Source organism: Myroides sp. C6-3, from assembly GCF_050522425.1.
In the GTDB taxonomy this organism is placed as follows: domain Bacteria; phylum Bacteroidota; class Bacteroidia; order Flavobacteriales; family Flavobacteriaceae; genus Flavobacterium.
On sequence record NZ_JBMVQP010000012.1, the window covers coordinates 26,407 to 43,421 of the forward strand.

General features: G+C 36.2%; 9 protein-coding genes. 5 read left to right on the top strand and 4 right to left on the bottom strand.

Going from position 1 to position 17,015, the window contains the following annotated elements:
• The 4 genes from ACPDG9_RS06885 to murI all read left to right on the top strand — a co-directional run bounded on the left by ACPDG9_RS06885 (window position 1) and on the right by murI (window position 5,438).
• Window positions 1-2,667, top strand: a complete 2,667-nt coding sequence (locus tag ACPDG9_RS06885) for a BamA/OMP85 family outer membrane protein (protein ID WP_430527021.1) — start codon at window positions 1-3, stop codon at window positions 2,665-2,667.
• Window positions 2,668-2,696: 29 nt separating this feature from the next.
• Entirely contained in the window at window positions 2,697-4,052 is a 1,356-nt protein-coding gene (locus tag ACPDG9_RS06890; protein ID WP_430527022.1) for an OmpH family outer membrane protein, read from the top strand.
• Window positions 4,053-4,081: 29 nt separating this feature from the next.
• Window positions 4,082-4,597: an OmpH family outer membrane protein gene (locus tag ACPDG9_RS06895; RefSeq protein WP_430527023.1), complete on the top strand. Its 516-nt coding sequence runs from the start codon at window positions 4,082-4,084 to the stop codon at window positions 4,595-4,597.
• A 61-nt stretch (window positions 4,598-4,658) separates the two neighbouring features.
• On the top strand, window positions 4,659-5,438 hold the full coding sequence (gene murI, locus ACPDG9_RS06900) for a glutamate racemase (RefSeq protein WP_430527024.1): 780 nt from the start codon (window positions 4,659-4,661) through the stop codon (window positions 5,436-5,438).
• 206 nt (window positions 5,439-5,644) lie between these two features.
• Here the strand turns inward: murI and ACPDG9_RS06905 are convergent, their stop codons facing one another.
• From ACPDG9_RS06905 to ACPDG9_RS06915, 3 genes are read right to left on the bottom strand one after another with little or no spacing between them, the layout of a single operon-like run.
• Window positions 5,645-6,190 carry a gamma carbonic anhydrase family protein gene (locus ACPDG9_RS06905; RefSeq protein WP_430527025.1) on the bottom strand — a complete coding sequence of 182 codons (546 nt, stop codon included), beginning with the start codon at window positions 6,188-6,190 and terminating at the stop codon, window positions 5,645-5,647.
• A 50-nt stretch (window positions 6,191-6,240) separates the two neighbouring features.
• Window positions 6,241-7,251: a PorP/SprF family type IX secretion system membrane protein gene (locus tag ACPDG9_RS06910; protein ID WP_430527026.1), complete on the bottom strand. Its 1,011-nt coding sequence runs from the start codon at window positions 7,249-7,251 to the stop codon at window positions 6,241-6,243.
• Between the two features lie 8 nt (window positions 7,252-7,259).
• Complete coding sequence (locus ACPDG9_RS06915) at window positions 7,260-13,181, bottom strand: T9SS type B sorting domain-containing protein (RefSeq protein WP_430527027.1); 5,922 nt, start codon at window positions 13,179-13,181, stop codon at window positions 7,260-7,262.
• 345 nt (window positions 13,182-13,526) lie between these two features.
• Here ACPDG9_RS06915 and ACPDG9_RS06920 point away from each other — a divergent pair, with 345 nt between their 5' ends.
• Window positions 13,527-14,426: a NifU family protein gene (locus ACPDG9_RS06920; protein ID WP_430527028.1), complete on the top strand. Its 900-nt coding sequence runs from the start codon at window positions 13,527-13,529 to the stop codon at window positions 14,424-14,426.
• 104 nt (window positions 14,427-14,530) lie between these two features.
• Here the strand turns inward: ACPDG9_RS06920 and ACPDG9_RS06925 are convergent, their stop codons facing one another.
• On the bottom strand, window positions 14,531-16,813 hold the full coding sequence (locus ACPDG9_RS06925) for an inorganic phosphate transporter (RefSeq protein WP_430527029.1): 2,283 nt from the start codon (window positions 16,811-16,813) through the stop codon (window positions 14,531-14,533).
• Between the last annotated feature and the right edge of the window lie 202 nt (window positions 16,814-17,015).

Genomic DNA, 17,015 nt, shown 5'->3' on the forward strand with positions numbered 1-17,015 from the left:
ATGTTTCAAAAAGGCATCTCACTTTTTGCCCTGTTCATTGCAGGTCTAATTTGTAGCAGTGTTCAAGCACAACAAGGAGACTATATTCCTACCTTAGAAACCCCTAAAACTTATATTTTAGGAGATATAAAAGTTACTGGTAAAATCAATTACAACCCTCAAACTGTTGTAACGTTTACAGGTTTAAATAAAGGTCAAAAAATTTCTGTTCCTGGAGAAGAGATAAGCGATGCATTAAAAAAACTTTGGAAGCTTGGTTTTTTTAAAGACATCAATATATACGAAACATCTGTTGTTAACGATACGATTAACCTTGAGCTATCTTTAAACGAGTTACCTCGCTTAAACAGTGCAAAAGTTAGAGGCTATAAAAAAGCAAAATCGGAAACTGTTATCAAGGAAGCAAAATTGACGAAAGGAAAAATTGTCAATGAGAACTTGCTTTCAACTACGAAATACTACCTTTTAAACAAGTATAAAAAAGACGGTTTTTACAATACTAAGATCACACTAAACACGGTACCTACGGATTCGACAGGTCGTTATGTAGATTTACTCGTGGGGATTGATCGCGGAAAAAAGGTGCGTATTTCGGATATTCAATTTGATGGAAATGGTCATTTAACAGATAAACAACTGCGCAAAGCCTTAAAGGACACCAAAAAGCGCAGTCCCTTTAACCCGCTTCGAATCTTTAAACCTTCCAAATTCATACAAACAAAATATGAAGAGGATTTAACGCGTTTAGTAGACAAGTATAAAGAAAAAGGATATCGCGACGCTCGTATTATTGCAGATACAACAGCATATAATCCAAAAACGAATCGCATGGCGATTAACATCGATGTAGAAGAAGGAAACAAATACTACATTGGAGATATCCGTTTTATTGGAAACACCGTATACACCAACAACCAACTTAGAAATATCCTGGGCATTGGAAAAGGCGATGTTTACAATGGCGTGTTGTTAAACAAGCGAATCAACGATCAAACAGATCCTGATGGATATAACTTAACGAACCAGTATCAAAACAACGGATATCTTTTCTCGAACATTACTCCGGTAGAAGTAAAAACAGCGAACGATACGATTGATTTTGAAATTCGAATCACGGAAGGACCAATTGCACGTTTCAACAACATCACCGTTAGAGGAAACGAGTACACCCACGATCACGTTATTCACCGTACCCTAAGAACGAGACCTGGAGAAATCTGGAGCAAGGCGATGGTAATGGAAACAATGCGTCGATTGGGGCAGTTAAACATTTTTGATGCTCAAGCCATTGTACCGGACATTTTAAATGCCGATGCCGCTGCAGGAACAGTAGATGTTGAATGGTCAGTAGCAGAAAAGGGATCTAGCCAGGTTGAATTACAAGGAGGTTACGGTGGAGGAGGTTTCATCGGAACGTTGGGATTGTCTTTCAACAACTTCTCTTTGCGCAATATTTTCAATAAAAAAGCATATCACCCTTTTCCAATGGGAGATGGTCAATCGCTGTCTTTGAGATTACAAGGAAGTTCGTATTTCCAAACCTATAGTTTGAGTTTCTCAGAACCTTGGTTAGGTAAAAAGAAACCAGTAAACTTATTTGGTACGATTGCTTATAGCAAACAAAACTTATACGACTACTACAGTAGAAGAACAGACCGCAGTAGAGGTTTTGATATTACCACCCTTCAACTAGGAGTAGCTAAGAATTTAAGTGTACCTGATGACAACTTCGTGTTGTCACATACCTTGAGTTTCCAATACTACGATATGAAAAACTACAACACGGGATTATTTACCTTTGGAGATGGTTCTTCGAGAAACTTGTCGTATCAAATTGAACTTTCTAGAGATAACCGCGGGATGGATCCAAACTTCCCTACCTTTGGTTCATACTTTAGTGTAAGTGGAAAATTCACTCCGCCTTACTCTTTATTCAACAATGTTGACTATAAGAATTTAGGGAATCAACAAGACTATAAATACAAATCTAAGCCAGGTCAAATCGATCCCAATACAGGATTAGTTATCCCTACAGGCACTTATTTAAATGCAGCAGGGCAACCAGTAAGCAACTGGCAAGATGCTATGGCTGACGCAAGTAAAGTAGACCAAAAAAGATTCAATTGGTTAGAATATTATAAATTAAAATTCAAAGGTGATTGGTATACCACTATTTTTGATAAATTAGTATTCAGAACAGTTGGTGAGTTTGGTTATATGGGGGCTTACAACAACAACCGTGGAATTGTTCCGTTTGAGCGTTTCTATGTTGGTGGAGATGGATTAGTAAACTTCTCTTTAGATGGACGTGAAGTTGTTCAATTAAGAGGGTACAAAAACCAAGCTTTAACGCCAATTAATCAATACGGAGAACAAATTGGAGGTACGATATACAATAAATTCACCCTAGAATTACGTTATCCTATTACACTAAAACCAAGTGCATCTGTTTATGTATTGTCATTTGCAGAGGCGGGAGCAGCATTCGATTCATTTAAAGACTACAATCCATTTGATTTAAAACGATCTGCTGGATTAGGTGTTCGCGTGATTATGCCAATGTTTGGTCTATTGGGTATTGACTTCGGATATGGATTTGATGCACCTCCAGGAATGACACAAAGAAATGGTTGGGAGACTCACTTTATCCTTGGACAACAGTTTTAGTGATACACTTTGCTAAAATTTAACAAATTATGAGGTATCTTTTTATTTTTTTAATCAGTATTTTTGGTTATTCTATTTCCTTAGCCCAAGGAGGGTCTGCACGAGTTGCCTATATTGATATGGAACTAATTTTGCAACATGTACCAGAGTACACGGAAGCAAGTGCACAATTATCGAATCGAGCCGAAGGATGGAAGCAAGAAATTGACAAAAAGAAAGAAGAGATAAAGAACCTCAAAACGGATTTGGCAAACGAACGCGTTTTACTAACCCGTGATTTGATTAATGAAAAAGAGGAAAACATTAGTGAACTCGAAGACGATCTTTTAAAATATCAACAGAAGTATTTTGGTACAGACGGCGAGTATTTTGCTCAAAAAATAAGCTTGGCAAAACCGATTCAAGATCAGGTATTTGCAATGGTACAAGATATTGCAGAAGCGAGAAAGTACGACTATGTTTTAGACAAAAATGCAGAAACTACGATGCTCATAGCGGATAAACGATATGATATTAGTAATTTAGTGATTCGTCGCATGACTTCTGCTCGTCGAAAACAAAATATGACAGCCGAACAGGTGGAAGCGGTTGAACAAGAGGAAAAAGAAGAAGACGCAATTGCTTTGAGACAAAGTCGACGCGAGGAACAACAACGCAGAAGACAGGAAGCTGAAAAACAAATGCGTCAAGAGCAGAAAGAGGAAAAGCAAAAACAACAGCAAACCAAATCAGATCAAGAGCAAATTAGCCAAGAAGAATCGCTAAAACGCCAACAAGAAGAAAGACTCAAAGAGCTGGAAGAAAAAAGAGAAGAAGCTGAACGCTTAAGACAAGAGAAAATTGAAACGCAAAAACAACTCTTAAAGCAAAAACAGGAAGAACTCGAACTGAAGAAGAAAGAGGAAAAGCAAAAAAGAGAGCAACTTCAATTAGAGCAAGAAAATAAAATTAAGCAACAGCAAGAAGAGGCAGAGCGAAAAAAGAAAGAAGAACAACGAAAAAGAGAGCAACTTCAGTTAGAGCAAGAAAATAAAATTAAGCAACAGCAAGAAGAAGCTGAAAAGCTTAAAAATGAGAGAGAGCGAAAACTACAAGAAGAAAGAGAAAGAAAGCGTCAAGAGGCAGAGCAACAGCAAAAAAACAACAAAAATGAAGAGCTTGAAAAATTAATTGCTGAGCGAAAAGCTGCTGAAGAAAAACGCAGAGAAGAAATTGAACAAAAGAAAAAAGAAGCTTTAGAACAGCGTCGCAAACAAATTGAAGAAACGCAACGCAAGCAAGAAGAAATAAAAAAACGAGTTCAAGAGGAACAAGAAGAGAAACGCAGAAGAATGCTTCAAGAACAAGAAGAACTGAAAAGACAAATTGAAGCCGCAAAAAAGTAACAAGTAAAATAATATAAAAAACGAATACAATGAAAAAAATGAAATCCTTATTGATTGCAGCAGTAATGTTTTTTGGCGTTAGCTTAACTACAGCAACAGCGCAAACGAAAGTTGCACACATCGATGTTCAAGCTTTAATTACAGAAATGCCTGCTATGAAATCAGCGGAGGCAGAATTGAAAGCATTAGGTGAAAAATATCAAAAAGAATACGAAACAATGGTATCTGAGTATCAAACGAAAGCTCAAAAGTACCAAGGTGAAGCAGCTAATGTTGGAGATGCAGTAAACGAAGAAAGACAAAAAGAAGTAGAAGGACTTTTACAACGTATCCAACAATTCCAAACAACAGCTGGACAAGAGTTACAAAAGAAAGAAGTTGACTTAACGCAACCGATCTTTGAAAAAGCTAGAACAGCAATCCAAAAAGTAGCACGCGCACAAGGTGTGCAATATGTATTGGATTCTTCAATGGGTTCTGGTGTTTTATTAGCTGATGGTACAAACTTAGCTGATGATGTTAAAAAAGAATTAGGTATTAAATAATTCATTATTATAAACAAAAAAGTCCGTTATTATGACGGACTTTTTTATTTTTGTTCTACTTATGAAAAAAACAAATCCAATTGGACTTTTTGATTCGGGGATAGGTGGAACTACCATTTGGCGTGAAATTAATACATTAATGCCCAATGAAAACACCCTGTTTTTAGCTGATCAAAAAAATGCACCCTATGGTACACAGACCAAAGAAGCTATCATTGCCTTATCGCATAAAAATGTAAAACACCTCGTTGATCAAGGATGTAAAATTATTATCGTTGCTTGTAATACTGCAACAACGAATGCTATTCAAGAACTTCGCGCCTCTTTTGATATTCCCATTATCGGAATTGAACCTGCAATCAAACCTGCTTCTTTACTTACTAAGACCTCTACAATAGGTGTTTTAGCAACAAAAGGAACGATTACCAGCGATTTATTTACAGCAAAGCTTAAACTCTACCCTAACGTAAAAATAATCGAACAGATCGGCTATAATTTAGTCACACTTATTGAAACAGGCCAATTGCATTCCCAAGAAATGAAAGCCTTATTGGAATTATACTTAATTCCCATGGTAGAGCAAGGTATGGATACCCTCGTTTTAGGGTGTACCCACTACCCTTACCTTACCCCTATCATCAAAACGATCATACCCGAAAGTGTTTTAATCATCGATTCAGGAGAAGCAGTAGCGAAACACACACAACAAATACTTCGAGAAAAAGACTTGCTCAACGACACCCATACACCAGGAGATTGTATCTTCTACAGTAACATCGATACTACTGTTCTAAAGACGTTTGTTCCTTCTCACTACCGCGTACAGAAAATTCAATTCTAATTGACTGTTTCTTTGTTGGACGCTCTTGGTGCTTGGCGTTTAAAGAAAATACGATCTAGTTTAGCAAAATCTACAGTTAACTGTTAACAGACAACAGCTAACAGTTATTTGAAGCCTTTTTAAGCGCTTCTCTTGATTTTATACTCTCCTATAACTAAGCCGTAAGATCGTTGCTACATACAACTGCAAGACCTTATTATTACCTATTAAAGTAGATCTTCTTTCGTGTCTTTTGCCTCTTCTTCTTTAAACCAACTTGAATACATCACGTAGTTTGTTGCAATACGTTCGATTTCATCTGCAAAATCAGATTCATTAAGCTCCTTTACCTTTCTTGCGGGTACGCCTGCGTAAATACTACCAGACTCTACGATGGTATTTTGCGTAACTACGGCACCAGCCGCAATGATTGTATTGCTATGTACCACGCAATTATCCATCACTATAGCTCCCATCCCGATGAGTACATTGTCGTGGATCACACAACCGTGTACCATCGCCTGATGTCCTATGGACACATTATGCCCTATAACAGTAGGGTGTTTTTCGTAAGTACAATGAATGATAGCACCATCTTGAACATTAACCTTATCCCCGATAACGATGGAATTCACATCCCCGCGTATCACAGCATTAAACCAAACACTACAAGACTTTCCGATTGTAACATCACCTACAATCGTTGCATTTTCAGCTATATAACAATCCGATTCGATTTGAGGATATTTACCTCTAATTTCTTTTATAATCATAAACTAGTTCTTAAAAAAAATGTCCCGATAAAGATCGGGACATTTTTTTATTAATCGTGTAAGTTTGGACAATTACAGTCTAACGAACTGCGTTTTGCAAACAGGTTAACTCCTAAAGTAAATAAGTGGAAACCTCCAGTATTAAACGAATTATTTCCTAATTGGTGTGTGTACGTATAAGTCAAACTAAAACTCTTGTACGATCCCCCTATTAGAGGGCTCAAGCTTTGAAGCGCTTGTTTTTTTGTATCACTACCTTTTATATACTCTGCGTTATCAAAGTCACGTCGGTAAGAAACACCCGCCCATAGTTTTGCGTCATTCAATGTTTTATACACTTTCATGTTCACATCTACGAGTTTTAGTTCCGTTTCTTCCACGTACTGAATCAATACAGAAGGCTCATACATCCAACCACCGTTGAATTTCTGATTACCAAAAGTATAACCTCCACCTAAGATGTAACGGCGTAAATTATCACTTTCAACATCTGTATACAATTCTCTTTTACTTGAAATCGCATTCTTTACGGTAAACATAGAGAAGAAGTTCTCTTTGTGATAGGCAGCTCCGAAATCGACAGTAAAGTAACTATCTTTTACTTCTAAACCACCACTCAATATTGGGTCATAAACAGAACCAAATTTTGTTTCGTCTAGTGTAATTCGGGAAAACCCAGCACTCATACCAAAAGACAACATATTCAACTCATAACGCGACTCACTGAATGTAATGTGGTGGGCATAAGTAAGCTTTGCACCAGCTTCAGAATGATACCCATTCTTATCAGAGAAAGCAATGATACCAATACCCGATCTTTCGCCGATGCGGGTATTAGCAGTCAATGTTTGTGTTTGGGGAGCGTCATCTACGTCTCCCCATTGTTGTCTTATAGCTCCTCTTACCTGTGTACTATTTTTCAATCCTGCCATCGCTGGGTGAATCAAGTAATAGTTATCAGATAAATAATCCGAATAGATAGGTAATCCACCGTCTTGCGCATTACTCATTTGAGTAACCAGTAACGCAACTGCTAAATATCTTTTCTTAAATATCTTCATATCCTAAATTATCGTTTTAATGAGAAATGTCCTTTAAATTGAACTTTTCTAGGAACTCGGTTCGTTTCTTTAGCCTCTTCTAGATAATCTACAGTAAACCAATAATCTGTAGATGGCATTGGTTTCCCATTAAATGTTCCATCCCAACCTTCTTTAGAAGGACTTAATTGTTTCAACAATTTACCGAATCTATCATAGATATAAATTACAGCTTCTGGATGTCCTTTCAGTGATGAAATGTTCCAAGTATCGTTAAATCCATCTCCATTCGGTGTGAAGAATTTTGGATACCCTAAAACAAATATATCAATATATTGAGGACAAACTGATTTTGCGTCTTTAAATCTTACCCAAACTCTGTGTGATCCATTGGCTACATCATAGAAGAATCTTGAATCTTGATAAGCTCCTTCATCTAATGCGTATTCGTAAATACTAGATTCCATTGGAGAAGCAATCGTTACTGTGATTTTCTCATCACCGTCTAATTCACCAATTAATCCTTTAGAATCCGCTCCTTGTACTTTGATGTCGATTTGATCTACAAAAGTAAGAGTTACTGGACTACTAGCAGTTGCACATTGCTGTCCGCTGTATTTCACAACCACTCTAAACGATCTTCCTAAAGAAATATTTTCTACCACATAGTATGGATTCGTTGCACCAGGAATCGCTATAAAAGCACCTGTCGCATCAGCATATTCCCATTGGAATTCGTAATCTTCACCTCTGTACCCAGAGTCAATTGTATATGGATCGATCAATTTACCTGTGTTGTAATCCACACAAAGGATAGATCCTTGTAATACTGGAGCAATTGGACTTTCCTCTACTGTTAAAGTAAAAGTAACCTCAGCTGTACATAAATAACTATCATCTGCCGTATCGATACGTTTAACAACTGCAGTTATTTCGTGCGTGCCAATTGGCAATTCAAAACGACCTAACTGAGCCGGATCAATTGCAGCATTATTATAATAATATGTAACTCCTAATTCTGCATCAGGAATCGCTTGTATTCCTTTAATCTCAGTTGTGAACACATTTAAATCGAAGCGAGCAGTACCACTAGGTCCAGTTGGCGTAGCACATTTTTCGATTCTCGATTTATCTGTTAGATCGATATCTGTAGCAAATACTTTTTCCTCAACCTTTAAGGTAATTGGTCCAACATAAGCACAACCTGAATTTTTATCTACTACACGAACCCAAATTTCTTGTTCTGTTTTATCAAAATTAGTGTACGTATAAGGTGGTGGCAATGCAGCCCCAACATTATCACCTAGAGCATCTACCTTTAATACATAGAAATAAATATCCGTGTCTTCAGGATTTCTACCATTTAGAATTTCATCCATTTTCTCTGTCAAATCAAAAGTTGAGAATCCAGTTGAATCCACTAAACAATGTACGAACGTAATGTCATCAAACTCTGGTAATGGATTAACCACTAATTGAATTGGAACAACTACAAAACATTCATCACCTAAATCTCTTGTTACGCGAACATATACAGTTCTCGTTGAAGATGGATAACGTCTTGGATAAAGAATCTCTTCGTTTAAGTCTACTGTGATAGCACCTTCTTCTGTTTCAAAATACTGATAAACATATCCTGGCGATTGATTAGCAATCTCTAATTCACGCACGGTTAAATCGAACTCAGCACTATTGGCATTAACGAACTGTACACATTTATAAATTGGACGAGGTGTAACAACATTTGGTAATGGAGCAACACGAATCACCAAAGAAATGTAACTCATACATCCGTTAAAACTTTTTACTGCAACCCAAATCGTTTGCGGGTTACCTAAGTTCTCATAACTAGAAGGATCCGCAATAGCATTTCGATCTTGTTTAGCGTCATACTCACTTTCGTAATATTTAAACGATACGCGATCAATATCTCTACCTAAGATTTCCGTTTCTCTAATTGTTAAGTCAAAAATCATTTTACCTGTATTTGGCAATGAACCTTGACATAGTACAATTTCGTTTGGTCTTCTTAATCCTAAAGGTTTATTAACAATTATTTTAAAGTTACCAACTGCAAAACAGCTAGATCTCTTATTGAATACTCTATACCAAATAACTTGTGTATCTAATATGTTTACATAGTTTGTTGGATTTACAATAGCGTTTGTATTTGCTTTTGCATCATCTTCTGACAAGAAGTATTTTACTTCTAATGTTTGAGCCGTATTATTAGGATCCGTTTGAGCATTTACGATTACACTTGTTTGAACTGTTAGATCGAAATGAGCAAAGTCTTCTAATACATCGTTTGAACACAGTACTAAATCTGGAATTTCAATCGGAATAACCGGAGAAGAAATTACTTCTAGCACCAATGGTTTTACTACAAAACAACCACCTCCTAATTCTCCTCTCACATAAATTGTAGCTCCACCAGCATTCATATTAGTATACGTTCTAGGGTAAGGAATACTGTTTATATCAAGGTAGGCATCTTCCTCTATTTCATAGAACTTAATCGTCATACTTGGATCTCCATTTTGAAGATCTTCTACTAATGCTAATAAGTCAAAAGTAGCAATACCATCATTATAAATACTACAAATACCAATTGCTTCATCTGGAATGTTCAATGTTGGCGTTGCCATTACTTTTAAGGTCAATGGTCGGATAACCGCACATCCATTTTCTCCAACAAAGCGCACGTAAATCACTTGTTCATATGCTTCTGTATTGTTGTAACTAGTGGCATTAATTGGATTGACATTATTAGTTGCATGATCCAAAGATGCATGGAAACTAACGGTTAATCCTTGACGTCCATTTAAAAATCTGTTTAGGTAATCAGATAAATTAAATGTTCCTAGTCCTGAATCAGCTGTTGTTTCACAAACAGAATAAATAGGTAACGTCTCGATGATTGGTGCTTGTATAGGAACTAAAACCAAATTAGAAAGGTTGAAACATCCTGTAGCAATAGATTCAACTCTCACCCAAACACTTCTTGTAACTGTACTTGAATAATGTTCTGGATTTGAAATAGGTCTTACCTTAATAGTAGCATCATTTCTATTTGTATAATATGTAATTTGATACTCACTAGGATTTAATCCATTTAGTATTTGAGTTTCATTTACTGTCAGATCAACGATCATTTCTCTATTAAGGTTTTCTGCACAAACCTCAACCGTTACATATTCATTAATTACAACCTTAGGATGAACTAATAATTCTACCTCAATTACTTTCGCACAAGTACCATTTGTATAAGCTACTCTAGCAAAAATTGTTTGATTATAAGGTACGTCATTAACGAAATTTCTACTTAAATCAAGAGCATTAACCTCATTGTTCGCATTGTCTAACGTTCTATAGAAGCTAACTTCAAGTCTTGCATCAACTGAGAAATTCAAAATTTCAGGAATTGCTGCGTTTAAGTTAAAGCTACCGATTCCATTCGCTGTCGTTGAAGAACTACAAGAAGTTAAAACCAAATCTTCATTTAATTCTGGTAAGTCTACAACCTCTAAGTTAATCACTCCATAGTTGAAACAACCTGTTCTTAAGTTTGTTACTCTATAGCCAACAACACCTGTTCTTGATTGATAAGCAGCCGTATTTCCGATTAAAGTTGATTGATCATCGTCTCTAGCTCCTTCTAAAGAGGTATAATAGCGAACTTCCGCAGTTTCTCCTGCTGCTATTCGAGCAGTGTACAGATCTAATTTAAAGATTCCAAAATCCTTATCATCAATAGAACAAGCATACATTGTTGGCAATGTTTCAATCACAGGTCTCTCGCTAACAACCAACATAAATGATGTTGTTGCGTATTCTGCTGGATTTGCATTATTCTCAACACGTACATAAATCGTTTCTGTATTACCTGTACCTCCAAAAGGATAGTTTTCAGGTGTTACGATTGGATTCTCTTTTGCATCAGCATTTTCCATCGTATTATAGTAACTTACCGTATAATTCGGATTATTAAAATATACTAATGGAGTTTGTACCGTTAAATCAAAATTTTGAATTGAACCATCAAGTCCACGACAAGCATACAAGTTTTGTAATGTTGCTAAGTCAATAGGACATCTTTTTGCAATAACCTTAAATGAATCAACAACGAAACAATCTGTTTCTGCGTGTTTAACTCTAACCCAAATTGTGCGTTCAAGCGATCCACTACTTTCATTAAATACATATTCATCTGCTAATGGTTCGTGGTTAGCATAAGCATTCGCTTGAGTTGAGAAGTACTTAATTTCATAATTCCCACCAATACTCACATTTACATCTGGTAAATTGAAATAAGCTCTTCCTAAAGGATCAATACAAGATTGTAAATTTTTAATTTCACCTAAAATAGGTTTATCTTTTATCACTACTGTGATATCTTCTCTATGAACACAACCAAAATCATCAATAACTTCATATGTATATGTATATTCACCTGGGATATGCTGAATAACCGTAGCTGTACCATTAGAACCTTCTACTAGTCCTTGCGCAGGTAACCAACGTTGACTAGCAACTTGAGGGGTAAACGATAAATCAGGTAAATCAAAAATACTATCAAACTCTATTCTAAATCCACTTAAGTATCCAGAGTCACCTCCCCATTTATCCTCAATACGTAATTGCCAAATACCATTTAATGGTTCTTCAAATAATTTTTCAAAATTATTATTACGCGGTAATCTAGCAGGAGCATAATCTCCTTCAGGTAGTGGATTTATTCGAAAATCAGCAGCAGCAACATCACGCATAGTTTCTGTTGCATCTGGTGTAATACAGTATTCATAGAATGTTCCTGCAGTAGGAACACCTAAATCAATTCCTTGATTTCCCGAAGGAAGATCCCCGTATTTAAGCAATGCTAATTGTCTACCATCTGGACCTGCAAGTATAATATCTAAATCTCCCATATAAGTATGGTAAATAGAAAAACACACTTTTTTAATATCCGAAATTCTCGTAATTTGAGAACTTGCACAGAATTGTTTAAAGTTTAGCTCACTAATAAAAATACGTGCAGCACCAGTAACCGGGTCTGGTCCGTCGGGTAAAGCTACCGGATTACTCTCTGGTACGCCTGGATCATATTTCACTTCATTTAACGTAATGCTTGATCTCAAACTAATCGGTTCACCAACACAATATACTTGTTTATCAGAAGTTAATATCAATTCAGCCTCTGGATCCGCAACCTGAACAATAAAACTCGCGAATTTTTTACATCTAGGTGAAGTTTCTACATAGAAACGAACGCGATACGCTCCTTTTTCAGTAAAGGTAAACGTAGCATTTCTCCCTTCTATTACCACACCATTATCTAAATCCCATTTATAGGTTGCATTTGATCCATCATCTGAAAAAAGCGCATCCCCAAAAAATTGTAATTCTTCACCAGCACAAACGCGAATCACACCTAAGTCCTCTTCACAAACTGGATTAACTCCAGGAGCGAACTCTGGTATTGTACGTGTTACAATAGGTGTAATCGTTTGACAAGGTTCTAGCTCACACATGATGTTCGCACTGAACCCTGGAGCAGTAGGATGATCACCAGTAGACCATACAAGTGTCAAACACCCACTTTGATTACTAGAAGCTAAAATAGCACCTTCAGGAATTGGGTTCTGACGAGAGAAAGGACTTCCTGGAATATCACCGGCATTACCTGCTCCATCTAAAATTCTCAATACAGCACCATCTCCAACCAGGAAACTAGTAAACTCCAAACGAATTGTTCCTCCTGGAGAATCAGGACACAAGGTCATCGTAATGGTCTCGTTTTTTTCATAATTACCAGCAGCTCCTCCAGTATCGAATAGCGTACCTTGACAAATATTCAAACGGCCATCACTAATTATAACTGGCTCTCTCGCTTCTTGGGCATGAACGAACGCCCCAAGCAGAAGAAAAACAAATAATAAAAATCGTTTCATAAATGATTTTATTGGTATATAAATATTACTCTTACTCATATGTATAGATTTTAATTAAGATCAAAGCTCATTGCTCTTTGATGAAATAAATCAATCATTGTTTTAATATTCAACGCATAACTATCGCTCCGCGCGTAGTTACAACAACTACTTTTCTCATAATTAATTACTTTACACATTATTGAAAAATTTAAAAATTGTACTTACTTCTCTTCATTTGAATCACTTAACTCCGTTGAGTCTTGTTAATTCATACTTAATTATATGTTAATTATATGTTTAAAAAACCAAATATACAGATTCGTAGAATATAAGTTTGTTAATTTTGAAAAAAAATCAAACAAAATGTCGCAGATTAAAATTCAAAATACTCAAAACCCAGCAATTGTCAAGTTTATCCTACCTGATTTCATTACAAAAGGAGACAATTACGAGTTCAAAAACATTGATGAAACCGCACAATCTCCTTTGGCGCGTGAACTTTTCTACCTTCCATTTGTAAAAACGGTGTTTATTGCAAATAATTTCATTGCTATTGAAAAATTTTCAATTGTAGAATGGCAAGAGGTGCAAGATACGGTTGCAGATCAAATCCAAACTTTCATGGCTAAAGGTAAGAAAATCTTAATAGAATCTAAAGGTGATCACAAAAAACATCCAATTACGATTTATGCGGAATCTACACCTAATCCAGCGGTGATTAAGTTTGTAGCCAACAAGCTATTAACGAAACAAGGAGTTGAGTTTAAAAACATTGATGAGGCACAGTCTTCTCCTTTAGCGAAAGAGTTATTCAAGCTACCTTTCGTGAGAGAAATCTTCATTGACGAGAACTATGTTTCGATTTCGAAATACGAAGCTTTTGATTGGAACGAGTTCATTCAATCGACACGTTCATTTATTAAAACCTTCTTAGAACAAGGAAATTTAGCTGTTGAAGAAACGTTGTTAACACGTACAGAAGAGACAGAGAAACAAGCGGATATCCACTTCGATTCTTTGGACGAGAAATCACAACGCATCATCAACATTTTAGAAGAGAACGTAAAACCAGCCGTACAAGCGGATGGAGGGAATATTGCCTTTCAAAATTACAATGAAGAGACCAATATTGTTCAAGTTATTTTACAAGGTGCTTGTAGCGGATGTCCTTCTTCTACCTTTACTTTAAAAAATGGAATTGAAAGTATGTTGAGACATATGCTTGCCGATGACAAAATTGTCGTTGAAGCAATCAACGGATAATTCTTATTTGTATCCTAACGAAAAAAGCGCCAATTGGCGCTTTTTTTGATTCCAAAGAAAATAGCAGGCTTTAGCCTGCTATTTATTATTTACGATCAAGTCTATTAACTTGTGATTTTACTCTTTTTTTTCTTTTGATCGATATCAAACTGTTCAAACAATTCCAACAATCCAATGGTAGCTTTCACTAGATCGTCTGTTTCAAAGAGAATAGAGAAGTACAACTTACTGTTCTTCGGACTCGTTTCAGTTGTTCGAATGCGCACAATCTGCTTTTGAATCAATTTATCGATCGTCTGTGTAATGTCTTCTTTTTGTGCTAAGACCTCGCCTATGCGGTCAAACTTTTCTTCTAAGAAGATCGCTCCAACCTCATCGAGGAACAGTTGCAACTTATTGTCGATTAACTTGAGATCTCGAATCTGGTTAAACTTCAATTTTTTATGGTTGTTGTCCACATGGGTATAACTGTTTTGAGTAATAAACAAAGCAGATTTGATAATATCTTGTAAAAAACCTAAAGTCAATACATAGAACTTACTTGCGCCTACGGTAGTCTCATCTAAATTTTTAATAAAGAAATACACATTCCCTCTCAGGCTATCCACTTCTCTTTCCAATTGTCTCAGTTTCTTTCTACACGCTTTTAAATCGGTATGATCTTGTAAAGCAACACCATCAATGACTCTGGTATACAATTCATTAGTACGAACAATTACTTTAGCAATTTGCGTAGAACTTTCAGCAGCTACTTCGTGGATGGTAACAATATCAATTTTATTGAGTTTGTCCGTTTTTAATTTCTTTTCTAACTCTAAACGCTGATGTGTTTTATTGCTTCTATACAGCAAAATTCCAACTAGAATTAACATTGCTACTAAGGCATATACTTCACCTATATAAAGAATATAAGCCGTGATAAAAGAAGTTATAAAGGCTACAATCGCCGTTACAAACCAACCGCCGATCACGTTAAAAACACCTGCCACACGGTATACAGCAGAATCTCGATCCCAAGCTCTGTCTGCAAAAGAAGTACCCATTGCCACCATAAACGTTACATACGTAGTTGATAAAGGCAATTTCATCGATGTACCGATTGAGATTAAGATACTAGCTACCATTAAGTTTACAGAAGCACGCACCATATCAAAAGCAGGTTCATCTTGTTTATTCTTGCTTTTTGACTTCACAACAGGTTGTTCGAAGCGTTTATCCATGTGGATTTGCCACGATTTTGGAAGGAAGTAATTTACAATACCCCCCAAAATAACCATACTGCGAACCAAAACTCTAGACAGTAAATTTGGTGAAAATTTCTCATCGGAAGAATTCGAACTTTGACGGGCTAAGTTCATTTCTGTTTCGATTACATTACGCGCCTTCTTGGATGTCCATAACGTATAAACCATAATCGCTCCTGCTAGTAACAGAAAATAAAAAGGTGCCTTTACACTTTCTTCTGCTAGTTTTCCCATTAAGTACACATCTGCTGCTTGTCCCGAACTTTGAAAGAATTCAAACGACTGTATAGCTGCAATAGGTACCCCAATAAAATTCACCAAGTCATTTCCTGCAAAAGCCAAAGCCAAAGCAAATGTTCCAATAACAATAATAACACGTAAAATATTGAGTTTAAATACGGACATTAAAAGCTGAGAGAAGATGGTCCAAAAAACAAAACTTCCCGCTAAAATAATCAATTGATTATGGTCGATCCAATTAGATGTCTCTGCCGTTAAAAAGCTAGATCCTTTCAGCCCTTTGATTAATATAAAAAAAGAAATCGCCGTAATAGCTGTTCCTCCAAATAAAGCGCCAAAATACTTCAACTTACGCTCGACTTGGAAAGTAAAGATCAAACGAGAGACGTACTGAACTAGAGTTCCTAAAGTAAAAGACAAAAGTACCGATAAGAGAATGCTCACGACAATCTCAGAGGCCTTTTTAGTGTTGATGTAAGAAGATAACGTAGCCCAGCTATCTCCACTGAGTACAATTTTCACTACCGCTAAACACACAGCAGCACCAAGTAATTCAAAGACAATAGAAACCGTTGTTGATGTAGGTAACCCGAGCGTATTAAAGACATCTAAAAGCAAGACATCGGTAATCATCACGGCCAAGAATATGATCATTACATCGTTGAAAGTAAACATACTGGGGATAAAAATACCACTTCGAGCAATTTCCATCATTCCCCCTGAAAACACAGCTCCAACGAGAATCCCCAAAGAAGCAACAAGCATAATTCCTCTAAAAGACATAGCCTTAGATCCAAGACCTGAATTTAAAAAGTTTACAGCATCATTACTAACTCCAACAGTCAAATCTATTATTGCCAATATCCCTAGGGCTATTAGCATTACAATAAAAATTTGTTCCATTTATTTTTTTATTTTTTTGCGTACTGCAAAAGTCTCTCTATTTCTGCAATCCAACGTTAACTTAATGTTATCCTTTATTGAAAAAGAGAGAGAAGAGGGAGGAAAAGAGTAGAATCAGATTAAAGGAGTGATTATTTTATCAGAAAAACCGGGTACTCTCAACTTACAAATACCTAAAAAAGAAAACATTTCTATGTAGTAA